At 58.7% G+C, this 21,728-nt stretch carries 18 protein-coding genes; 12 read left to right on the forward strand and 6 right to left on the reverse strand.

Annotated elements, in window-relative coordinates; translation table 11 throughout:
- The first annotated feature begins 45 nt into the window (after positions 1 to 45).
- The 4 genes from ACEPLT_RS11240 to ACEPLT_RS11255 all read left to right on the forward strand — a co-directional run bounded on the left by ACEPLT_RS11240 (position 46) and on the right by ACEPLT_RS11255 (position 3,463).
- Positions 46 to 573 carry a GNAT family N-acetyltransferase gene (locus tag ACEPLT_RS11240; protein ID WP_008501660.1) on the forward strand — a complete coding sequence of 176 codons (528 nt, stop codon included), beginning with the start codon at positions 46 to 48 and terminating at the stop codon, positions 571 to 573.
- Positions 574 to 672: 99 nt separating this feature from the next.
- On the forward strand, positions 673 to 1,422 hold the full coding sequence (locus tag ACEPLT_RS11245) for a 5'-nucleotidase, lipoprotein e(P4) family (RefSeq protein ID WP_249429293.1): 750 nt from the start codon (positions 673 to 675) through the stop codon (positions 1,420 to 1,422).
- A 141-nt stretch (positions 1,423 to 1,563) separates the two neighbouring features.
- Positions 1,564 to 2,550: an MBL fold metallo-hydrolase gene (locus tag ACEPLT_RS11250; RefSeq protein ID WP_008501663.1), complete on the forward strand. Its 987-nt coding sequence runs from the start codon at positions 1,564 to 1,566 to the stop codon at positions 2,548 to 2,550.
- A gap of 1 nt (position 2,551) precedes the next feature.
- Positions 2,552 to 3,463 carry a LysR family transcriptional regulator gene (locus ACEPLT_RS11255; RefSeq protein ID WP_032674817.1) on the forward strand — a complete coding sequence of 304 codons (912 nt, stop codon included), beginning with the start codon at positions 2,552 to 2,554 and terminating at the stop codon, positions 3,461 to 3,463.
- Here ACEPLT_RS11255 and ACEPLT_RS11260 read toward each other — a convergent pair.
- The gene (locus ACEPLT_RS11260) at positions 3,454 to 4,338 is read right to left on the reverse strand and encodes a LysR substrate-binding domain-containing protein (protein WP_008501665.1); all 885 of its coding nucleotides are present in this window, start codon (positions 4,336 to 4,338) and stop codon (positions 3,454 to 3,456) included. The two genes, ACEPLT_RS11255 and ACEPLT_RS11260, sit on opposite strands and share 10 nt — an antisense overlap.
- 113 nt (positions 4,339 to 4,451) lie before the next feature.
- Here ACEPLT_RS11260 and ACEPLT_RS11265 point away from each other — a divergent pair, with 113 nt between their 5' ends.
- Complete coding sequence (locus tag ACEPLT_RS11265; RefSeq protein ID WP_032674818.1) at positions 4,452 to 5,942, forward strand: UbiD family decarboxylase; 1,491 nt, start codon at positions 4,452 to 4,454, stop codon at positions 5,940 to 5,942.
- A gap of 25 nt (positions 5,943 to 5,967) precedes the next feature.
- Here ACEPLT_RS11265 and ACEPLT_RS11270 read toward each other — a convergent pair whose 3' ends face one another.
- The 5 genes from ACEPLT_RS11270 to opgC are packed head-to-tail and all read right to left on the reverse strand — an operon-like array spanning position 5,968 to position 10,074.
- Positions 5,968 to 6,393, reverse strand: a complete 426-nt coding sequence (locus ACEPLT_RS11270; RefSeq protein ID WP_021240154.1) for an ATP-binding protein — start codon at positions 6,391 to 6,393, stop codon at positions 5,968 to 5,970.
- The gene (locus tag ACEPLT_RS11275) at positions 6,394 to 6,732 is read right to left on the reverse strand and encodes an STAS domain-containing protein (RefSeq protein WP_023292380.1); all 339 of its coding nucleotides are present in this window, start codon (positions 6,730 to 6,732) and stop codon (positions 6,394 to 6,396) included.
- On the reverse strand, positions 6,722 to 7,936 hold the full coding sequence (locus ACEPLT_RS11280) for a PP2C family protein-serine/threonine phosphatase (protein WP_032651873.1): 1,215 nt from the start codon (positions 7,934 to 7,936) through the stop codon (positions 6,722 to 6,724). The genes ACEPLT_RS11275 and ACEPLT_RS11280 overlap by 11 nt, the downstream gene beginning before the upstream one ends.
- A gap of 9 nt (positions 7,937 to 7,945) precedes the next feature.
- Positions 7,946 to 8,845 carry a hypothetical protein gene (locus ACEPLT_RS11285; RefSeq protein WP_008501670.1) on the reverse strand — a complete coding sequence of 300 codons (900 nt, stop codon included), beginning with the start codon at positions 8,843 to 8,845 and terminating at the stop codon, positions 7,946 to 7,948.
- 11 nt (positions 8,846 to 8,856) lie between these two features.
- Positions 8,857 to 10,074, reverse strand: a complete 1,218-nt coding sequence (opgC, locus tag ACEPLT_RS11290; protein WP_023327506.1) for an OpgC domain-containing protein — start codon at positions 10,072 to 10,074, stop codon at positions 8,857 to 8,859.
- Between the two features lie 281 nt (positions 10,075 to 10,355).
- On the opposite strand from opgC, the gene ACEPLT_RS11295 reads away from it, so the two are divergent.
- The 7 genes from ACEPLT_RS11295 to ACEPLT_RS11325 are packed head-to-tail and all read left to right on the forward strand — an operon-like array spanning position 10,356 to position 21,683.
- The gene (locus tag ACEPLT_RS11295) at positions 10,356 to 12,173 is read left to right on the forward strand and encodes a glycosyltransferase family 2 protein (protein ID WP_021240158.1); all 1,818 of its coding nucleotides are present in this window, start codon (positions 10,356 to 10,358) and stop codon (positions 12,171 to 12,173) included.
- On the forward strand, positions 12,170 to 13,489 hold the full coding sequence (locus tag ACEPLT_RS11300; RefSeq protein ID WP_032674820.1) for a DUF3131 domain-containing protein: 1,320 nt from the start codon (positions 12,170 to 12,172) through the stop codon (positions 13,487 to 13,489). Before ACEPLT_RS11295 ends, ACEPLT_RS11300 begins: the two co-directional genes overlap by 4 nt.
- Entirely contained in the window at positions 13,486 to 15,033 is a 1,548-nt protein-coding gene (locus tag ACEPLT_RS11305; RefSeq protein WP_023292376.1) for a DUF3131 domain-containing protein, read from the forward strand. The genes ACEPLT_RS11300 and ACEPLT_RS11305 overlap by 4 nt, the downstream gene beginning before the upstream one ends.
- Positions 15,018 to 16,412, forward strand: a complete 1,395-nt coding sequence (locus ACEPLT_RS11310) for a DUF3131 domain-containing protein (RefSeq protein WP_032674822.1) — start codon at positions 15,018 to 15,020, stop codon at positions 16,410 to 16,412. Before ACEPLT_RS11305 ends, ACEPLT_RS11310 begins: the two co-directional genes overlap by 16 nt.
- Positions 16,409 to 16,834: a globin gene (locus tag ACEPLT_RS11315; RefSeq protein WP_032674823.1), complete on the forward strand. Its 426-nt coding sequence runs from the start codon at positions 16,409 to 16,411 to the stop codon at positions 16,832 to 16,834. Before ACEPLT_RS11310 ends, ACEPLT_RS11315 begins: the two co-directional genes overlap by 4 nt.
- Before the next feature lie 11 nt (positions 16,835 to 16,845).
- Positions 16,846 to 19,512 carry a hybrid sensor histidine kinase/response regulator gene (locus ACEPLT_RS11320; RefSeq protein ID WP_032674824.1) on the forward strand — a complete coding sequence of 889 codons (2,667 nt, stop codon included), beginning with the start codon at positions 16,846 to 16,848 and terminating at the stop codon, positions 19,510 to 19,512.
- Positions 19,509 to 21,683 carry a glycoside hydrolase family 2 protein gene (locus ACEPLT_RS11325; protein WP_032674825.1) on the forward strand — a complete coding sequence of 725 codons (2,175 nt, stop codon included), beginning with the start codon at positions 19,509 to 19,511 and terminating at the stop codon, positions 21,681 to 21,683. The genes ACEPLT_RS11320 and ACEPLT_RS11325 overlap by 4 nt, the downstream gene beginning before the upstream one ends.
- Positions 21,684 to 21,728 lie beyond the last annotated feature (45 nt).

Here is a 21,728-nt window from a genome sequence, read left to right on the forward strand (position 1 = left end):
CCGCTTCGTCTATTCTTTATGAAATAACTCACTAACGGGAATACTATGCAGATTCGAAAAGGACTCAATACCGACTTCGCACGCCTTGAATGCTGTGACTTTTCTTTCACCATTAGCCACATTGCCCGGGAGCCGTTTATCCACTGTGATTTGCATATTGAAGCCGTGGCAGAGCCGTGGATAAAAACCTACGAACTCGACATTCAAACGCTTGAAAATCACTGCGTTAATCCGGACGCCATATTTCTTGTCGCGGAAACGGACGACGGTGAAATAGCCGGATTTATTACCGCGTCAGTCGGCTGGAATAAATTTATTTCAGTGGATTATATTGCCGTTGAGCGCACCAAACGCAGAACCGGCGCCGCGCATAAATTAATGGCCGCCGCGCACGTGTGGGCCCGCAGCGTAAACGCGCCGGGATTACGGCTTGAAACACAAAATGTGAACGTCTCTGCCTGCCTGTTTTACCGTCACTACGGATTTACCCTGGGCGGATACGATCGTTATCTCTACAACGCCCTACCGGAAAAAGACGAGGTCGCTCTGTTCTGGTATTACATGCTGGTCTAGCGGAAACACATTGCCACATCACGGTCATATTTCTGTCACTGAATTTCATTACGCTTTCGGGATTTTAACTACGGTGTTGAGGAAAGAAGTGTGAATTCAATGGCTAAGGCATTACTGCTGGCATTACCGGTTTTGAGTGCAGCGGCAGCGGCGACGGCCGCGGAGCACGACCTGTGTGAACCGAAAGCGTACGAAATGGCGCTGCGCTATCAGCAGAAATCGGCAGAGATTATGGCCCTTCAGCTGCAAACCTATCGGTTTGCCACCGAGCGTTTCAACGAAAAGTTAAAGGATCTGAAAACGCCCGAAAATTACGCCGTGGTAATGGACCTGGATGAAACGGTACTGGATAACACCCCTCTGCTGGTGCGCGACATGGAGCAGTGTCACGACTATACGAAATGGGACACCTGGAGCGACTGGGAGAAACAGGGAAAACCCGGCTTAATTCCGGGGGCGAAAGCGTTTCTTGACCGCGTGAATCAAAGCAAGGTCCGCATCTACTATGTCTCGGATCGTATGCAGGAAAACAAAGCCGACACGCTGAAGACGTTAAACGCTCTCGGCCTGCCGCAGATATCTGACGAAAGCGTGCTGTTGGATACCGTCAGCAAGGAAGAGCGCCGTCAGAGCATCCTCAAAAAGCAGCAGATCGTGATGCTGTTCGGCGACAGCCTGCCGGATTTCGCCGTGCAGTTTAAAAACAAAAAGCCGAGCGAGCAGCAGCGTGATCTGGTTGAGGCCAGCGCGGACCACTTCGGCAACGACTGGATTGTGCTGCCTAATGCCGCTTATGGCTCATGGTCCAAAGCCACGCCGGACAGCTGGAACGCACCGCTGAAAAAATAATGTCTACGGGCCGGGAAAGCTATCGCGCGCCTTCCCGGCCCTTCGGTTTCCTATCCATCCCGTTTATAGGTCCTATCATTTCTGGGCAGGTTCTTATAATTTTACGGAGCAGTAAGATGAGCACTTTCAAAGGAGACTCGTATGCTTACCGTGAAAAAACTTGCTCTTTCCACGCTGATTTCCAGCTCACTGCTTTTCTACCCTGCGCTCCAGGCCTCTGCAGAAACGCCGCAGCACGTCGTTAAACAACCGGCGGGCGGTTACAGCGTGCAGGTCGGCGACGTGCTTGTCACCTCGTTTACCGACGGGACCGTCGCGCAGGATCTGCACAAGCTGCTGCGCCGGACAACGCCGCAAAACATTGATGCGCTGCTCGCGAAAAACTTTCAGACCAACCCGGCTGAGGTCTCCATCAACGCGTTTCTGATTGCGATACCCGGACATAAAATCCTGGTGGATACGGGCTCGGGCCAGCTCTTTGGTCCTGATACCGGCGGACGTCTGGTTGAGAGCCTCGCCACGCAGGGAATAAAACCCGAGGACATCACTGAAGTCCTGCTGACCCACGCCCACTCCGATCATGCGGGTGGCCTGGTGAAAGACGGCAAGGTGGTGTTCAGCAACGCGCGCGTTTTCGTTGGCAAACCGGACATCGACTTTTTCTTTAACGACGACAATCAGAAGAAAACCGGCTACGGCAAGAACTACTTCGACGTCGCGCAGAAGACCTTAAAACCCTACCTTGACGCGGGGAAAGTGGTGCCGTTTAGCGGCACATCGGAGATTCTTCCGGGGCTTACCGGCACGGTTCATCCCGGACACACGCCGGGTTCAGCCTTCTACACCCTGACAAGCAAAGGCGAGAAGATCACCTTTGTCGGCGACATCATTCACGCCGCGGCGGTCCAGTTTCCGCAGCCTGCGGTGACCATCACCTACGATGAAGATGAGAACAAAGCGGCAAGCGTACGCGAGCATGCGTTCGCTGACTTTGTGAAAAATAAGGACCTCATTGCCGCGCCCCATCTGCCTTTCCCGGGCATCGGCTATGTGACGAAAGGCGAGAAAGGCGGCTATGCCTGGGTCCCTGTGACCTATACCAACCGGGACGCCAGCAGCGCGAAATAAGATGACGCGGATATCTGACATGGACATAGACCTGCTCCTGACGCTGGACGCCCTGCTTCAGGACAGGAACATCACCCATGCGGCCGCGCGGCTGGGCATCAGCCAGCCCGCGTTGTCCGCTCGTCTCGCGCGTCTGCGCACGCTGTTTGGCGAACCGCTATTTATTCCCTCCCCGCATGGACGCGGGGTGTTACCCACGCCGCGCGCGGAAGCGCTCAGGCCGCAGGTGACAGGCGTGCTGCGCGGCATCAGCGCGATGTTTGCGCCCACCGCGTTTGACGCGCAAACCAGCAGCCGGACATTTGTCATCGCGCTGCATGAAAACCCGGCGCTGATGCTCGGCACCGCGCTGCTTAACCAGGTGGGTACCGATGCTCCCGGTATTCGCCTGCGCTTCGCCCTGCCCGAGATGGCCGAACTGCCGCAGCAGCTGGAAAACGGCGATGTGGATCTCTACATCGGCGTGAGCGCGGGCGCCCATGACGGGTGGGTAAGGCGCAAACTCCTCGACGACGCGTTTGCCACCGCCCAGCGAAAAGGCCATCCGCGCGGAACGGGTGCGTTAGATCTGGAGGTCTACTGCGCGCTTTCCCATCTGGTGGTGTCGTCGGCGGGCGATCCGTTTACCGGATTTGTCGACCAAACCCTCGCCGGGCTGGGCTGTCAGCGACACGTTGCCATGTCCACCCAGAGCTACGCTATGGCGCCTGCGCTGGTTGCCGGTACCGACCTGGTGTGCACCCTGCCGGAACGGATGCTGAAGCAGTTCGCCAGCACGCTGGATCTCTTTGCACCACCGCTGCCGCTCCAGCCCATTACCATCAACATGTACTGGCACCCGAAAAACAGCCAGGATCCGGCGAACGCCTGGCTGCGCGAGCAGCTCCTGCGGGCAGCAGGACGTCAGGTGTGATCGAGCGTAACCAGAAACTTTTTTAGCACTTCTGAACGAATAATCCGGTGGCAAACAAGGGTGAGTTCGCTCTCCCGCAGCCGGTCAAGGATGTCCACGTAGACGACGTTCTCGACGCTCACCGCCTTTGCCGACGCGGGCAGCAGCGCCAGACCAAACCCTGCCGAAACCAGGCTGATGACCGTGGGCACGTCGGTCGCGTTTTGTACCACGTCCGGCTGAAAGCCCGCCCCGCTGCAGGCGTCATAGAAGTACTGCTCCAGCCCCATTCCCTCCGGGTCGCGCAGGGAGATCCATTTTTCGTCTTTCACCGACGAAAGCGTCAGCGCGGCGGACCCGGCCAGCGGATGCTGACGATACAGCGCCAGCACCGTTTTCTCCGAGGCGAACGGGCGGCTTTGCAGATCGTCCGGCAGCGACGGCAGCGGCGCGCGGATGATGGCCACATCCAGCTGGTTGCTCTGCACGGCGGCGTAGAGCGTCTGCACGTTTCCCGTCATCAGCGACATGGTAATGGCGGGCCAGCGGCTGTGCATCTGGCGCAGCGCGGCGGGCAGCCTGCCGTCAAACATCGCGCTCGACACGCACCCGAGGTTTAACACACCCTGCTCGCCCCGTGCCGTTTGTCTGGCGTCCAGCACCGCCTGTTCGGTCAGCGAGATGGCAAGCCGGGCTTTCACGAGAAATGCTTCGCCCGCGGGCGTCAGGGTCAAGCGGCGGTTCGCCCGGCTGAAAAGCGTGACGCCTAAACGTTCTTCCAGGGCCTTTATCTGCTGGCTCAGCGCCGGCTGCGCCATGTTCAGACGCTCCGCGGCCCGGTGCATATGGAGCTCTTCGGCCACGACGATGAAGTGGCGCATCTGGCGAAACTGCACGAGACGACCTCCTGAATTGATATGAATTTACTTATCAATTTAACAGTAATGATGCAATTGATGCTATTGGTCATTGCCATAAAAATGGAGGTATTCAACCGAGGGAGGAAAATATGGAAAACCAGATTAACGATCTCCGCAGCGCCATCGCCTTACTGCAGCGCCACGAAGGGCAGTACATTGAAACCGATCGTCCGGTCGACCCCAACGCGGAGCTGGCGGGCGTCTACCGCCATATTGGCGCAGGCGGCACGGTCAAACGTCCGACCCGCACGGGCCCGGCCATGATGTTCAACAGCGTGAAGGGCTATCCGCACTCCCGCATCCTGGTGGGCATGCACGCCAGCCGCGAGCGCGCGGCGCTGCTGTTGGGCTGTGAGCCTTCGGAACTGGCAAAGCACGTCGGCCAGGCGGTGAAAAAGCCGGTTGCGCCGGTTGTCGTTCCGGCCTCGCAGGCCCCCTGCCAGGAGCAGGTCTTTTACGCTGACGATCCTGACTTCGACCTGCGCAAGCTGCTTCCGGCCCCAACCAACACGCCGATTGATGCGGGTCCGTTCTTCTGTCTGGGGCTGGTGCTGGCAAGCGATCCGGAAGACAGCTCGCTGACGGATGTCACCATCCACCGCCTCTGCGTTCAGGAGCGCGACGAGCTTTCCATGTTCCTTGCCGCCGGGCGCCATATCGAAGTCTTCCGCAAAAAAGCGGAGGAGGCAGGAAAACCGCTGCCGGTGACGATCAACATGGGTCTCGACCCCGCCATCTACATCGGCGCGTGCTTTGAGGCCCCTACCACGCCGTTTGGCTACAACGAGCTGGGCGTCGCCGGGGCGCTGCGCCAGCAGCCGGTCGAGCTGGTGCAGGGCGTAGCGGTCAAAGAGAAAGCCATCGCGCGGGCGGAAATCATCATCGAAGGTGAACTGCTGCCGGGCGTGCGCGTGAGAGAGGATCAGCACACCAGCACCGGCCACGCGATGCCGGAGTTCCCGGGCTACTGCGGCGAGGCGAACCCCTCCCTGCCGGTGATCAAAGTGAAAGCCGTGACCATGCGCAACCACGCGATCCTGCAGACGCTGGTGGGACCGGGGGAAGAACATACCACGCTGGCCGGACTGCCGACCGAGGCCAGCATCCGCAATGCCGTTGAGGAGGCTATTCCGGGCTTCCTGCAAAATGTCTATGCCCATACCGCGGGCGGCGGCAAGTTCCTCGGGATATTGCAGGTGAAAAAACGCCAGCCGTCAGACGAAGGACGTCAGGGCCAGGCGGCACTCATCGCCTTAGCCACCTATTCGGAGCTGAAGAACATTATTCTGGTCGACGAGGACGTGGATATTTTCGACAGCGACGACATCCTGTGGGCGATGACCACCCGCATGCAGGGCGATGTCAGCATCACCAATATTCCGGGGATCCGCGGCCACCAGCTGGATCCGTCCCAGTCGCCGGATTACAGCACCTCGATTCGCGGCAACGGCATTTCCTGCAAGACGATCTTCGACTGCACGGTGCCGTGGGCGCTGAAGGATCGCTTCGAACGGGCGCCGTTTATGGAGGTTGACCCACGACCGTGGGCGCCAGAGCTGTTTGCTGACAACACGAAATAGAAACAGCACGCGTATGGCCCGCAGGTCATACGCTGATTTTCTTTTCAAGCGTGGCAATATTTTCACCCGCCGCTCGCTCCACCGAGAAACGATCGACGCTCAGCAAAATGAGCATCAGCCCCCTGCCGCTCTCCAGCAGCGGCGAGATTTCACAAAAACGGTCTCGCCTGGCGGCCTCAAGCCGCGCCAGCGGGAACGCGTCGCCCGCGTCGGTAAAAACAATGCAGACGTCGCTGTCGCGGATATCGAAGCGTACGCTGAATGTGCGCGAGGCATCCTCATGCAGCGCGTGCCGGATGATATTCGTCGCCACCTCACAGACGGCGAGATCGAGCGCGAAACGCCACTCATCATCTACGGGAAGCGCGCTCAGCCGCGCTTCCAGCCAGCCGGCCAGCGGCGTCAGGGAACCGAGCACCGCCGGAAATTCTGCCTGCACCGGCGTCTGCATCTACTGCCCCAGCTGCGCAAGCGCGCTGCTTTTGTCCGGATAGATGCGGAATATGCGGTCCATGCGGGTCAGGGTGAACATGTTCATGATCCCGGGGTTCAGGGAGCACAGCGCCATGTCGCCTTTCCCGTTCATCAGCTTAAACAACGACACCAGCATTCCCAGCCCGCTGCTGTCGATAAAATCCACTTTGCTGAAGTCGACAATCAAAGCCTTGCGATCGTCGCCAATTTCTTCCGTCACGGACGCTTTAAACGTCGCGGCAACGGAGGCATCCAGCCGCCGGACTGCGGGCGTGAGGATGTTGGCATGCGGTAGTCGTTCAGTGTTAATAATCATTCTGTTCTCCCTGACGCTCGATCACGAGCAGTGAAACGTCATCGGTTAAGGCGGTCGGTTCATCACGATTTGCGTTGCGCCAGCCGGTCAGGTGGTCACCGAACCGCGCCAGGAGCTGGTCAACCGGAAGTCGGGCATGGTCATGAAGCCAGCGTTCGAGACGCTGCGGGCCAAACTGCTCGCCGCTGACGTTCTCACACTCCGTAATACCGTCACTGAATAAGCATAAGCGATCCCCCGGATTGAGGGTAAACGCGACGTCCTCCCAGCTGAGGTCAGGCATCAGCCCCACCGGCGGGCCGCCATTGCCCACGGACGTGACGGCGCTGTCTGCGTTCACAATGACGGGAGTAGGATGCCCGGCCTGACACAACACCCCTCGTCCGCTCTCGGGGTCGATCACCCCGTAGATAATGGTGAAATAGCTGGTAATGTCGCTCTCTTCACTGCAAAAGCGGCTGTTCAGGATCCTGATCACCTCCGCAGGCGACTGAATGCCGCCCTGATCGGTAAACAAAAAACGGTCTACCACCCGGCCATGTAAGAACTGACGCGCCACCGCGAGGGACATCATCGCGGCCCCCACGCCGTGACCGGACACATCCACGCAATAGAACCCAATGTGAGAATCGAGTGGAAAAATATTGAACACATCGCCTGAGACCCATGCAGACGGCATGAAAAGCCAGTCGGAAAAGTAGTTCCCAAAGCGTAAGCGGTGCGAAGGCAGCACGGAGTGCTGAACGCGCGCCGCGAGTTCAAGATCCTGTTCAATCTGATGCAACGCTTCACTCAGGCGCTTGTTGTGCGCCGCGAGGGTCGCTTCCAGCGTTAAAATACGGACCCCGGCGTGCAGACGCGCCCGCAGTTCATCCTGTTCGACCGGCTTGCTTAAAAAATCATCGGCTCCGGCATCAAAGCCCTGCGTTAAATCCCCGGCATTTTCGCGTGCCGTGAGCAGAATGACATAGACGTAGTGGCCAAACTGACGGTTGCGGATGGTCTGACAGAGCGTGAGTCCGTCCATTTCCGGCATGTCCCAGTCGCTTATCACCATGCTGATCGGCTGGCTGGACAGTATTTCCAGCGCGGCGACGCCATTTTCCGCCTCGCTCACGATATACCCCCACTGGGTGAGCATTCGGGAGAGTAACCGACGATAAATCAGCGAATCTTCAACGATTAACACGTGCAGCGCCGACATACATCCCTCCTAAAGCGGTAAGAACCAGATGAGGCTCACGGTCCCTTCCCTGAATTTTGCATTCCCGTTGCCGTGCCCCGGATAGCGCGTTCCCGCATAGTTCGCGTACTGGATGGAGAACGAACCCGGCGTATAGCCGGCATAACCGAAGCTGTAGCTGTAATCGCCGTTCCAGGGCTGCTGCTGGCTGCTGTCCGGGAACCAGAATGCCGTCGCGCGAACGAAGAAATGTTGTTTGAAGGTGTAGCCGCAGCCGCCGAGCATGACGTTTTTATTTTTGCGGATGTCATCGCTGCTGAGGTCGTAGTAGCGCGGCACCCAGCTGTACCCGACCTGGCAAATGATGGAATCCCCTTTATTAATCAGGAGCGTGTTTTCGACCGGTTTCGGTAGCGAAAACTTGTAGGCCAGCGTGAAGGCGCCCTGTTCGAAATAGGTGTGTCGTCGGCTGCCCGATGTCCAGAAATGGTTATCGCCGTAGTTGCTGTAAACCAGACTGACGGTGTTGGCGTGCCAGTCATCGTAGCCGAAGCTGTAGCGAAAATCGGCGGTGTAGCGGCTGGTGTCTCTGACCGGCAGTCGGGACGTAATGTTGGCAAACCAGAAGCTGTAGGGGGAATACTGAAGGCTGAGATTCAGCGTCTGGTTAATCTTTTTCTTTTCCGTGGCGGTGTCTGAACTGTTAGGAATGCTCATCCACTGCTCTTTCAGTCCCGAGCTAAAGCTCAGCGCACCTGAGAATTTCTTGTCGTTACCCGAGAACAGGCGCCCCCAGCGGCTGGTAAAGACGCCAGCCTGAACAGGTTCACCGTTCTTATCGCGCAGGGATTCATTTTCACTGCTTTTCGCCGCCTCTGCGGCGGGGATCGCGGCGAGCAGCACGCCCGCCAGAAGCCATTTTTCGCGCATAACCGCCATCCTTAGTTAGGTATCCAGCGTGCGCCGACGTCGTATTTTGCCATCAGCCACAAAATACCCAGTGCCGCCGCATGCACTAACGTGTTCTCTATCCAGGCATGTCGCCATAAGTCGAAGGTGATGAACTGGCTCACCAGCAGCACCACGTACACATGCAAAATAAAGGTATAAAGCGAGTGCTGGCCGAGCGGGATCAGGAACCATCCCAGCAGGCGATTGAGCGGCGTCCAGCAATACGTCAGCACCAGGTAGACGGTGACCATCAGGGCGATATCGTTTAACACCCTCACCGGGCCCAGCCCGTTCTTCGCAGCCCAGGTGTGATAAAACGAATTGAAGCTGTCAGGCGGGATGACGTGCATCAGCAGCGCGGGCGGCATAAACGGGTTGGTATGGTTCTGGGCGACAAATCCCAGCACCAGCGACACCATGACCAGCGCCACTACCACCCCTTTCCCCGGAGGCGTCCGGGCGAAAGAGAGCAGTTCGGCTTTATACCAGCCGCTGGCCATGCCCAGCACAAAGATGAACTGCCAGGCGAGCAGCGGGAAGGCAAATTCGAATTCCGACGGCGTCAGCCTAAGCGGCCAGCGCTGCCACAGGCTGTACACCAGCAGCGACAGCCCCAGCAGCCACCAGACTTTTCCTTTCTGCAGCATCCCCAAAAATAGCGGGCTGAGTAGCAGTAAAAAGATATACAGCCCCAGAATTTGCGTCTGATGAGGGCCAATCTGCAAATAGAGGATAATGTTGAACCAGGTCTCTTTAATTTGCGGCGTAACCGGATAAAGCGACCAGCTTTCACCCGAAAAACGGTCGGTAAAATGGGTGACCTCGAAAACATTAATATGTGGGATATAGGCCAGAAGAATAAACGACACTATGATAATGATATTTACACGATATATTTTCCATGCCCTGAGATAAAGTCCCCAGGAAACCGTGAGCAAAACCACTTTTTGCAGACGCGCGCGGTTCAGCATGCCAAGCATAAACCCCGAGAGAATAACAAAACCTTCTGCACCGGTTGTTAACCCAAAACGCTCCCAGGAGAATATATTAAATACCGACATCACCTCCGTATGCGCCACGACCATCATGACGAGGGCAATGCCGCGCATAAAGTCGATTCTCAGGTCCCTGGCACCTGCAACGGCATACCGCCATGCTGTTGATTTAGCGTCATCTTCTTGCGCTACCGACGGCGCAACATGGCTCATAGGGTGTCCTTTGCCTGAAAACGAAAATTAAGGTCTAAATAAAGTAGATAGCCTAAAGGAATAGTAACCGCAATTTATCGACGGCCGATGAAACATCATTAAGCAGAATTTAAGCTGAATTAACCAGCGCTAAATATTAATAAAAACGTGGCTGGACACTTTTATTCGGCGTTCTACACTTATCTTAAATCTTGTTTAATCGCTATTTTCTTTCGCTTTTGGGCAACTGTCTGCGCAGCAGAATGGGTCTGCATTTTCACGGAATCAGGAACGCCGGAACTATGGATTTTTATTTTTCCCGTTTTGAACATCGTCGTCCTCCGGAACCGTTAACAACACCGCGCTGGGTCATGTTCACCTGGCAGGTGTTAGCGGTCGCGGCGCTTATTCTGGGTGCCAATTATATTTACTGGCGCTGGACCGCCTCCCTGAATACTGACGCATTATGGTACGCCATTCCGCTGGTCCTCGCCGAAACCCTGGCGTGGATTGGCACCGTGCTGTTTACCATCAATTTGTGGAAAGAACAGGATCCGCCTCAGAGTCCGCCGCCCGGCGAAATTAACGAATGCCTGTCGCCTGAGGAGGCCGTAGAGCCCCGTCCCGTCAAGGTGGATCTGTTCATTGCCACCTACTCGGAAGACACCGAGCTGGTCAGGCTGTCCATTCGCGACGCCCTGAAGATGGCGTACCCGTTCCCGATTGACTACCGCATCCACGTGCTTGATGACGGCCGCCGCCCGGAGATGAAAGCCGTTTGCGAAGAGGAAGGCGTTAACTATATCACTCGCCAGACCAACATCGGCTTTAAGGCCGGCAACCTGCGCAACGGCCTTGAGCAAACCGACGGCGATTTTATTGTTATCTGCGACGCCGACACCCGGGTATTTCCCACCCTGCTCAGCCATACGCTGGGCTATTTTCGCGATCCGGACGTGGCCTGGGTACAGACGCCGCAGTGGTTCTTCGATCTTCCGGAAGGAGAAAACCTGTCGCGCTGGGGCCAGCGAAAAGCCGGAAAAGTGGGCTACGGTCTGGGCTGGCTGATTCAAAAGTGTGTTGGCCCGATCACGATTGGCCGCGACCCGTTTTTTAACGATCCGCGCATGTTCTATGACGTGATCCTGCGGCGGCGCAACTGGGCGAACGCGGCTTTCTGCTGCGGCGCGGCGTCCATTCACCGTCGCGAGGCGGTCATGCAGGCCGCGCTGAGAAGCTATGTCTGGTCCGTCGAAGAGGAGATCCATCGTCATACGCGCGACATTCGCGATGAGGAGACCCGGGACGCGCTGCAGAATGCAATGCGTCCGCACGTGGCGTTTGACACCGAGCTTACCCCCTACAAATTCCACGTCTCGGAAGATATTTACACCTCGGTGCTGCTGCACGGTGACGCCGCACGACGCTGGCGCTCGGTTATGCATCCGCGGGTTGAGTCGAAGATGCTCTCTCCGCAGGATATGCTCACCTGGATGATCCAGCGCTTTAAGTACGCCGCCGGTTCGCTGGATATTTTGTTTCATGACAACATCTTCAGCCGTCGCCGCTTCAGGCTCTCTCTGCCCCAGACGCTGATGTATGCCACCACCTTCTGGTCTTACATGGCCTGCGTGTGGAACACGGTGTTTTTGATTTCGCCCATTATCTATCTGTTCACCGGCATTCCGCCGGTGTCCGCCTGGTCGACGCCGTTCTATCTCCACTTTCTCCCCTTTTTTATCTTCTCTGAACTGGCGTTTATGTTCGGCACCTGGGGGATCTCGGCCTGGGACGGCAGGGCCTCTTACCTCTCCTTCTTTTCCATGAACCTGCGCGCGCTCAATACGGTGCTGCGGGGCGAACAGATCAAATTTCACGTCACGCCAAAAGAGCGGCAGACGGGCCGTTTTCTCTACCTGGTGAAGCCGCAGATTGCCATCGTGGTGCTGACCCTCGCGGGGCTTATCTGGGGCGGTATCCAGGTGGCGCGTGGACAGGTGGACGATCCCTCCGGCTACGTCATCAATATTTTCTGGGGAGGGGTGAACATCGCCGCCATGCTGCCGCTGATTTTCGCGGCCATGTGGACGCCCGCTGAAGAGGATGAGGTCACCCAATGAGGATACGTGATGCCCTGCTGCCCGCGCGCAGCTACCTCACCATTTTGCTCGGCTTCCTGATCGGCTTTGCCATTGTGGTCTGGGTGGAGAAACAGATGCCCACGCGCGTGGAAAGCAGCGGCGGCATCGCGCTCAGCAAAGACTTCCCGCCGCTGCCCACAAAACGGGCGCTGACCTATGACGAAGCCATCTGGGCGCGGGTCGCCTGGCAATACTACGTGAATAATACCCAGCCAAACGGCCTGGCGAACGCCAGCGACGGTGAACCCTGGCTGAGCCTCTGGAGCGTGGGAAGCTACCTCTTTGCGACCGCTGCCGCAGAGCAGCTCAATATCATATCCGCCGATGAGTTTGACGAGAGGGTCAGCACCGCCGTGTTCACGCTGGGGCAACTGCCGCTCAATGACAAAGGTCTCCCCGCCGCCTATTACCATGCGGATACGCTCAAGATCCTCGGCAAACCTGACGCCTCCGCAATCGGTCTGAGCCGGCTGCTGACGGCATTACAGACCCTGTTGTGGCGCTATCCCCAGCACGCGGCGGCCATCCGCGATTTGTTGAGCGTGTGGCGCACCGCGGCGCTGATTGAAAATAACACCCAAAGCCAGGCTGCGGTGCCGCTCCACCACTGGACGCTGGCCGACGATGAACAGCGGGACACTTTTGGCTACCGTCTCTATGCCAGCCATACGCTGCGCCTGATTGACAGCGCGGCAGGACTCGCGGTGACCAACCCGCCGGAAGGGCAAAAGATGATCGATCTGGATGGCGTAATGGTGCCCGATGAAGGGCTTCGCACGCCCTGGGGCAAGCAAACCTCGCTGATCAGTCTCCCCTATCTGTTAACCGGTCTTGAGCTGGGCTTTGATGCGCAGAGCGCTGAAATTGCGTGGCGGATTATGCAGATCCAGCAGCGGCGCCACGGCCTGCGCGCGCCAAAACCCCCCGTCAGTACGGATTATGCCGAACCCGCGCCGGATTACGTTAACGATCTGCCGGACAGGCAGCCGGTACAGGCGCGTAACCTGCGCGACGAGGTGCCGGAGAAAGTGGCGATGACCTCCACCCGCACCGCGTTTGCCTGGTATGCCCTGTTCCGCAACAGCTGGAGCGAAGCGCTGCGCCAGCAGGTTCTGCCGCTTCAGGTGCCGGGTAAAGGCTGGCAGCGCGGGTTAAATCTCAACAACAGCGTCAATGCCGTCGTGGACGCCGATACCAATGCCATTGTGCTGGAAAGTCTGTCTTACATCGCGCATGGCCAGATGCTCTGTCTGGCCTGCCTCTACACATCCCCCTCAGCAGGAGCAACGCCATGAAGCCACGATCCCCGATCCTTTTCCACCTGCTCACGGGAATAACGATCTGCTGGCTGGCGCTATCGACCGTGCGTGCGGACACCGAGCTGCCTGCATCAGGTTACTCCCCGCGCAGCGGCGAGCTGACGGCCCGGGAGATGACCATCGCCAAAAACGCCTGGCAGTATTTCGTCACCAACTATCAGCCCTCGACGGGCCTGGTGAATGCGGTCAACAAATATCCCTCCACCACCATGTGGGACAGCGCCTCCTATCTGGCCGCCCTGACGGCGGCGCGCGAGCTGGGGATCATTGATAAAGCGGAATTTGACCGCCGGATGCTGAAGTTTCTCGCCACGTTAAACACCCTGGTACTGTTCCGCAACGAGCTGCCCAACAAGGCCTATAACACCATCAGCGGCCAGAAGGTGGACTACACCAACAAGCCCGGCGAAATTGGCTTCTCGGCGCTGGATATCGGGCGAATGCTGGTCTGGCTGAAAATCATCAAGGAGCGTTACCCGGAATACGGCAACAGCATTGATAACGTGGTGCTCGGCTGGGATTTCAGCCACGCGATCGACCCCTGCGGCACGCTGTACGGGGCCTATCTGGAGAACGGCCAGCCGAAGTACGTTCAGGAAGGTCGACTGGGCTATGAAGAGTACGGCGCGGCCGGTTTCCAGCTGTGGGGGTTCAATACCTGCAAAGCCAGCCGTCCGCAGCCTTACGAGCTGGCCGAGATCTACTGCGTGCTGGTCCCGTACGATACGCGCGACCCGCGCAACACGTCGCAGCATAACTACGTGGTGACGGAATCCTACCTGCTCTACGGGCTGGAGTTCGGCTTTGATAAACCGACCGACCGGGATAACGCCCCGCGCGACTACTCCCTGACGTGGATGAAAAACTTTGCCGACCGCGTTTATCAGGCTCAGGAGAACCGCTATACCATTACCGGCGTCCTGACCGCGCGCTCCGAGCACCAGCTCGATAAGGCCCCTTACTTCGTCTATGACACCGTCTTCAGCGACGGGTACAACTGGAACACCATTACCGATAAAGGCCAGTTCGTCCCTAACGCTGCCGCGATTTCGCTGAAGGCGGCGCTGGGCATGTGGGTGCTGTGGAACTCCCCCTATACCGACCGCCTGCTGAACACCATTGAGAATGCCAACGAAGAGGGAAAAGGCTACTACGAAGGGCTGTATGAAAACGGCGACGGGCCGATCAAAGAGTTCACCGCGAACAATAACGGCATCATGCTGGAGGCCCTGTTGTTCAAAAAAGAGGGGAAACTGCTGGCCTTCAACACCGACAACCCGAAGAGCAAGGATTTTGCCCCGTCTCTGTGGGATCGAAAGCTGCTCGATCAGTTTGAAGAGAATAACGCGCTGCGCAGCCGCCCGTTCCTTGCCAGCACCCCGGCCGTAAAAAGCTGGTGCGACCGGACCGGCGTCACGCAGCGCACCAAACCCGCCTGCCAGGCCTGTCAGTGCGCGTCATGCAGCGTGGACGAGCCCGTTAAACTGCCTCCGGTGACTGCGCAATGCTTAAAACCATAGCCAGAGGGCTTGCGGGATTACTCCTTGCAGGCGCGATCGTCTTTGCGCTGTTTGCCCATCAGGGCGCAGGCTGGCGCTGGCTCATCAGTGGCGGCTGGCACTCCAGCGCGCGCATTGCCGCCCTGACGCCGGAAGAGCAGACGTGGGCGGCGATCGCCTGGCGCTATTTCGTCAATAATACCCAGCCGCAAACCGGGCTGGTCAACGGCAGCGACAAACAGCCCCGCGTCACGCTCTGGCAAATGGGCGATACGCTTATCGCCCTGCTGGCGGCCAAAGAGCTGGGGCTGATTGAGGAGGCCGAGTATGACGCTCGCCTGACGCGGCTGATGGGCACCCTCAACCGCATGATGCTGACCGAGGCCCGGACGCCCGGTCGACTCTATTCCAGCCAGACGGCGACGCCGATCGACTTTAGCGGCAAGCCCGTTAAAAATGGCTGGTCAGCGCGCGACATGGCGCGTCTGATGCTCGCCCTGCGCCTCACCGCAGAGCGGGAACCGCAGTACAGCGAATACCTCGATAAAATCATCCTGCGCTGGAATTTCTGTCCGGTCATCGATCGTGAAGGCGAACTGTGGTCATCTTCCCTGCAAAACGGCCAGCCGGTGGTGCGCGAGGAGCTGCGCCTGGGCGAGAGCGAATATGCCGCAACGGCGTTTCAGCTGTGGGGGTTTTCCCCGGAGAAAGCGTTTACGCCCCCGGCGCACCACGTCATCATCGCCCAACGGCGTCTGGCCGTCGATGTCCGGGATCCGCGCACCACGTGGCAGCCCTCTCTGATTACCACCCTTCCCTATATGCTGCCGGGCCTGGAGTTTGGCTGGGAGCCCGAAGGCGTTGCGGCCGATCGGCAAAAGCACCTGCGCAAGCAGGCCGAAAACGTCTGGCTGAGCCAGAAGAGCCGCTGGGAGACCGATAAGATCCTGACGGCCAGGGCAGATTTCTCGCTCCCGCAGGCGCCCTGGCATATCCAGGATACGGTCTGGGGAAATGGCTATGCCTGGAACTCTGTCGGCGACGATGGCCGGGACTACACCCGTTTCGCGCAGGTGTCGACCAAAGCGGTCTTTGCCCTGTGGGCCCTGTGGGACACCCCGTACACCGACGTGCTGATGGCGGTGACAAAGCATCTTAACGATCCGCAAAAAGGCTGGTACGAAGGCCGCCAGGAAGCCACGGGCGATACTAACGCTGCGCTCACCCTTTCCACCAATGCCACGGTGCTGGAAGCCCTGTTCTTTAAACACAACGCGGGCCCCCTGTTTGACGCCCGCCGGGCTAAAAAAGAGAGCTACTTTACGCGCCGTGTGGCAGATGACTATACGCCCGTCGGGCACTGTCTACCGGGCGAAAATGCCGTAAGGAGGACGCCGTGAAATTTTACCGCGATCTGTTTGAATCCAGTCTGAACCGCGTCTTTCCGGATAATGATAAAACGGCGTTTTTTCAGACGTTCTATGACGCCTTCGTCCATATGTCACCCGAGACGGAAGCGCATTTTTCTCGTCTGCCGGATCGGGAGGGTCAGCAGACCCTGTTTAAAAGTTTCTTCGCCATGCTTGCGGTAGACGGCGCCCTGATTGTCCCTGATTTCCTCGAGCGCCTGGCACGGGAGCAAAGCGACGACGGTCTCCACCTCCCCCCGCGATTTTTTGCCCTGTGGCGCGAAGCGATGTTGAACGCGGTGAGCGAGCGCGATCCGCAGTGCGACGATGAGATCCTGACGGCCTGGGCCATGGCGATCGCCCCCGGGCTGGAATATCTGCGCCGACAGGCAGAACTGCACTACCGCGCGTAGGGAGGATCACGATGAGTTCGTTCACGTACGATCTTAACGCACTGCCAGCCGCCGTCATGATTTATGACCGCGAGGAACGCCTTCAGGCCTGGAATCACAACGTGGCCCTGTTTTATCCGGTCATAACCCCGTGGCTGAAGGTGGGGACGACACTTGAGGCACTGGCGGAACGCTTTATCGATGCCGTTTACAACGTCGACCCCGGCCTGCGCCAGACACTGCGCGAGTCGATCGCACGTAACTGTCGGCAGGATAAACACTGCGAAGTGCGGCAGGCGGGCCAGCGGCGGATCTTCGTCCAGCATCAGCGGCTTGCGGACGGCGGCATTGTCAGCCTGCACAGCGATATCACGGAGCTGGATGAAGCGCAGCGGGCGCGCCACCAGCTGCATGACGACTTTCTGCTGACGGCGGAATCCATCCATATCGGGATCTGGGACTGGCAGGTTTCTGGCGACACGCTCCAGGTCAACGATACCCTGCTTGCCATGCTGGGCCAGTCGCGCACACAGTGGCGATATCCGGTACGTTTTCTCCTCAATCAGGTCCACGAGGACGATCGCGCAGCGCTACGCAAAGCGCTGCACGCTTCGAAGCAGGATCATCGTCCGGTCTTTGAATGTGAAATTCGCGTGCATCACCCTACCGAAGGTCTGCGCTGGATGCTGCTCTCCGGCCAGGTGGTCACCCTCTCCATTGAGGGAAACGCCGAGCGCGTGATTGGCACGCTGCAGGATATTACGCGGCGCAAAGAGGCTGAAATTCAGGCGTTCGCCTCGGCCATTGAGGCACAAAAAGCCAATGAGGCGAAAAGCGCGTTCCTGGCGAATATGAGCCATGAAATTCGTACCCCGATGAACGGCATTATTGGCATGACCCAGCTGTGCCTGGATACGTCTCTCAGTGCCGATCAGCGCGATTATCTGACCCTGGTGATGAGCTCTGCCCAGTCTCTGCTGCATATCATCAACGACATTCTCGATTTTTCCCGAATTGAAGCCGGCAAAGTGGAGCTGGAGGCGGACCCCGTGCCTGTGCGCACCTTTATTCAGTCGCTTATTCGCCCACACATGCCGGGGGCGAGCGAAAAAGGCATTGAGCTGCTGGTTGATATTGCGCCCGGCGTCCCCGACGTGCTGCTGGTCGACGGCGCGCGTCTGCGCCAGATCCTGACCAATCTGCTGGGTAACGCGCTGAAGTTTACCCATCAGGGAGAAGTGATCCTGATTGTTGAGCCCGACGATAGCGCGGACAGATGGCGTTTTCGCGTGCGCGACAGCGGCATTGGCATACCGGCAGATAAGCAGAAGGCTATTTTTGAAGCCTTCAGCCAGGCGGACAACTCAACCACCCGCCGCTATGGCGGTACGGGGCTCGGGCTAACCATCTCTGCGAGACTGGTTGCTGCGATGGGGGGCGAATTAACGGTCTCCAGCGAGCCGGGAAAAGGCAGCGAATTTTCGTTCTCGCTGCCGCTGGCGGCGCAGACCCTTGCGCCCGGAGAGCGCCCACATAGCCAGCGCTTTAACGGGGAACCCGTGCTGGTGGTTGATGATAACGCGACCAACCTGCGGCTGCTCGCAGCGATGCTCAGCCAGATGGGGCTGAAACCCACCTGTGTTAACAACGCCAGCGAGGCCATCAACCGGGTTAAAACGGGAACGGCTTGGCCGCTGATCCTGCTGGACGCGCAGATGCCGGATATGGACGGCGTGTCGCTGGCCCTTGAGCTTTCGGTTCTGCCGCAGGTTGCTGAGAGCCATATCATCATGCTGAGCTCCATGAGCCGACATTTTGATATCAATATGCTGAAGCGGATCGGTATCCAGAACTACCTGCACAAACCTATCGCCCAGAATGAATTGCATCAGGCGATTGCCGCGGCGTTTGAACGTGCACCAAAGACGGTGAGTGAAAGCGCGCCCGCGCCCACCGTCGCGCCGGACACGGCCGGGCTCAGGGTCCTGCTTGCGGAAGATAATCTGGTCAACCAGAAGGTCGCCGCGCGCCTGCTTGAGCGGCTCGGGCACACCTGTCAGATCGTCGATAATGGCGTCGCACTGCTGGAACGCTGGCGCGCGGGCGTGTGGGACGTTTTGCTGATCGATCTTCAGATGCCAGAGATGGACGGTGAAACCGCCATTCGCCTGCTGCGTGAAGAAGAACGCGCCCGGCCCGGACCGGCGCAGCCCACCGTCGCCATGACGGCACACGCCATGCAGGGGGATAAAGAGCGCTGTCTTCAGATGGGTTTCGACGGCTACATTGCCAAACCCATCAGCCAGGAGCGTCTCGCTGAGGAGATTGCTCGCGTGCTCCCGCGCCACGATGACCCTTCCGCCTTCCCGGATGAAGCACGTCTGCTGAAGCAGTGTGCTGACGACCCTGCTCTGGTTCAGGAGCTGTTGGCCCTGTTTGGCGAAGGGCTGGAGGAGGCCATGAAGGCCATTACCCTGGCTATCGACAGCGACGATCGTGAAGCGCTGCGCCGCGCCGCCCACAAGCTGCGAGGAGAAGCCGTCACGCTGGATTTCGGGCGACTCGCCCGTCAGCTGCAGGCGCTCGAGAGCGAGGCGCACACGCTGGAGGGGCAACAGCTTGCGGCGCTAAACCAGCAGCTTCAAAAGGAATCGCTGCGCCTGATGGCGTGGCTCAACGCGCGCGGGGTAAACGCATGATCGCTCGCAACTGCGCGCTGCTCGTTGCCCTGTTGACCACCCATACGGTGGCGAACGCTGCGCCGGTCAGCTGGTCTCTGGCCGGAGAATGGCAGGTTCAGGATGCCAATGATAGCGCGCGTCCTGCCGCATCAGGCTGGCGCCCGCTTCAGGTCCCCGCCAACTGGTACAGCGCTGGGTACGATCATCAGGGCGCGCTGTGGTACAAGCACGCGTTTTCCCTGCCCGTGCAGCCGCCCGACGTAATGAGCACCCTGGTGTTTGACGGCGTCGACTACCTGGCCGAGGTCACCCTGAACGGCCAGCCGCTCGGCCAGCATGAGGGCTATTTTCAGCGCTTTTCGCTGGATGCCGGTCAAGCGTTACAACGTCACAACCAGCTCGTGGTCAGGGTGGACAGCCCTTACGAAGATCCCACTAAGGTCTGGCCGCTGCATAAAACGGTCATGAAGGGGATCCTTAACCAGCATGACACGCGTCCCGGCGGGGCCTGGTCGCCGCAAGGACAGGACGCCAACTCGGGCGGCATCTGGGCGCCGGTGAGGCTGCATCTTAGCCGGGGCGCTACCCTTGATGAGACCATCCTGCGGCCAGACTGGTCACAGGGGCTGACGCACCCCGCGCTGAAAGCAGACATTCGCTATCGCGCACTCGGTCAGGGCCCGGCGACCGTGCGGCTCACCGCCACGCCCGCCAACTTCAGCGGCAGGCGCTATCAGGCTGACTTTCCGGTTACCCTCGAAAGCGGCGCCCATTCCGTGCAGCTGACGCTGCCCATGCCGAAGGCAAAACTGTGGTGGCCCGTCGGTACCGGAAAACCCCACCTGTATACCATTCGCGTGGCATTGCGGGATGAAAACGGCCTGATGGATACGGCGGTCACCCGCACCGGGCTGCGTAAGATCGTCGAGCAGCCCGACAATAAGGGCTGGCTCATTAACGACAAACGCCTTTTCATTAAGGGCAGTAATTACATCGGTTCCCCCTGGCTCAGCACCATGACGCGAGAAAAATACCGTCGCGATCTTCGTCTGGTGGAAGCCATGAACGCCAACGCCATACGCGTGCACGGACACGTTGCAGGACGTGCGTTGTATGACGTGGCCGATGAGATGGGCATGATGATCTGGCAGGATGTTCCGTTGCAGTGGGGCTACAATAACAGTGCGGCTTTCACGGAAAATGCGGTTCGACAGACGCGGGAGATGATCGAACAGTTCGGTAATTCCCCCGCCATCATCGTCTGGGGCGGGCATAACGAACCGCCGTGGAACTCGCCGTGGATGGAAAAACGCTTCCCGGACTGGAATAAAGATCTGAATCGCGAGCTCACGCAAAAGGTGGCGGATACGCTTGCCGAAGATACCTCGCGCATCGTGCACCGCTTCTCCGCCGTTGAGGAGCATTACTGGGCGGGCTGGTACTTTGGTACCGTACGCGACCTGCTTGCTCCGGCCAAAACGGGGATCATCACCGAGTTCGGCGCGCAGGCGCTTCCCCGCTTGTCGACGCTAAAAAGCATCATCCCGGCGGCGTCACTCTGGCCCAAAACGACCGCCGCTGACGATCCCGGCTGGACCGTCTGGAAATACCATAATTTTCAGCCCTTCCAGACCTTTAAGTTTGCCGGTATTTCGCGTGGGGACAACATTCAGGCGATGATCCGCAATACTCAGGCGTACCAGTCGCAGCTGGTGGCCACGGCGGCAGAGAGCTACCGTCGACAGCGCTACCAGCCGGTGACGGCCCTGTTCCACTTCATGTTTGTAGAAACCTGGCCCTCCATCAACTGGGGCGTGGTGGACTACCTGCGTAAGCCTAAAGCCGGGTTTTACGCCTTAAAACGCGCCTACCAGCCTGTTTTGCCGTCCATTGAACCGGTCACCGCGCAGTGGCAATCCGGGGCGGCGGCGACCGTGCGTCTGTGGGCCATTAACGACACCTGGAAACCGTGCCGCGAATGCCGTCTGAGCTGGCGCATCACCCAGCGCAACAAGCTGCTGGCAAAAGGCACGACGACGATGACGATCGCAGCAGACTCGGGAACGATGGTAAAAGCGGTCACGGCCACGCCCGCGGGCCAGGACGACGTGTCGATTCGGTTTACGATTGAAAACAGCGCGGGAAAAATTGTCGGCGAAAATCAGCGCACGGAGTCCGTCATAAAGTGAGCGAGGGGAAAAGGAAAATTGCCGCTTCCCCTGCTTTCTTGTACC

The sequence above is a fragment of the Enterobacter sp. fkY84-1 genome (assembly GCF_052974705.1).

Bases quoted from the DNA above. Each gene is read 5' to 3' on its own strand.
- ACEPLT_RS11240 (WP_008501660.1), top strand. From the start codon at position 46: ATGCAGATTCGAAAAGGACTCAATACCGACTTCGCACGCCTTGAATGC.
- ACEPLT_RS11245 (WP_249429293.1), top strand. From the start codon at position 673: ATGGCTAAGGCATTACTGCTGGCATTACCGGTTTTGAGTGCAGCGGCA.
- ACEPLT_RS11250 (WP_008501663.1), top strand. From the start codon at position 1,564: ATGCTTACCGTGAAAAAACTTGCTCTTTCCACGCTGATTTCCAGCTCA.
- ACEPLT_RS11255 (WP_032674817.1), top strand. From the start codon at position 2,552: ATGACGCGGATATCTGACATGGACATAGACCTGCTCCTGACGCTGGAC.
- ACEPLT_RS11265 (WP_032674818.1), top strand. From the start codon at position 4,452: ATGGAAAACCAGATTAACGATCTCCGCAGCGCCATCGCCTTACTGCAG.
- ACEPLT_RS11270 (WP_021240154.1), bottom strand. From the start codon at position 6,393: ATGCAGACGCCGGTGCAGGCAGAATTTCCGGCGGTGCTCGGTTCCCTG.
- ACEPLT_RS11275 (WP_023292380.1), bottom strand. From the start codon at position 6,732: ATGATTATTAACACTGAACGACTACCGCATGCCAACATCCTCACGCCC.
- ACEPLT_RS11280 (WP_032651873.1), bottom strand. From the start codon at position 7,936: ATGTCGGCGCTGCACGTGTTAATCGTTGAAGATTCGCTGATTTATCGT.
- ACEPLT_RS11285 (WP_008501670.1), bottom strand. From the start codon at position 8,845: ATGCGCGAAAAATGGCTTCTGGCGGGCGTGCTGCTCGCCGCGATCCCC.
- opgC (WP_023327506.1), bottom strand. From the start codon at position 10,074: ATGAGCCATGTTGCGCCGTCGGTAGCGCAAGAAGATGACGCTAAATCA.
- ACEPLT_RS11295 (WP_021240158.1), top strand. From the start codon at position 10,356: ATGGATTTTTATTTTTCCCGTTTTGAACATCGTCGTCCTCCGGAACCG.
- ACEPLT_RS11300 (WP_032674820.1), top strand. From the start codon at position 12,170: ATGAGGATACGTGATGCCCTGCTGCCCGCGCGCAGCTACCTCACCATT.
- ACEPLT_RS11305 (WP_023292376.1), top strand. From the start codon at position 13,486: ATGAAGCCACGATCCCCGATCCTTTTCCACCTGCTCACGGGAATAACG.
- ACEPLT_RS11310 (WP_032674822.1), top strand. From the start codon at position 15,018: ATGCTTAAAACCATAGCCAGAGGGCTTGCGGGATTACTCCTTGCAGGC.
- ACEPLT_RS11320 (WP_032674824.1), top strand. From the start codon at position 16,846: ATGAGTTCGTTCACGTACGATCTTAACGCACTGCCAGCCGCCGTCATG.
- ACEPLT_RS11325 (WP_032674825.1), top strand. From the start codon at position 19,509: ATGATCGCTCGCAACTGCGCGCTGCTCGTTGCCCTGTTGACCACCCAT.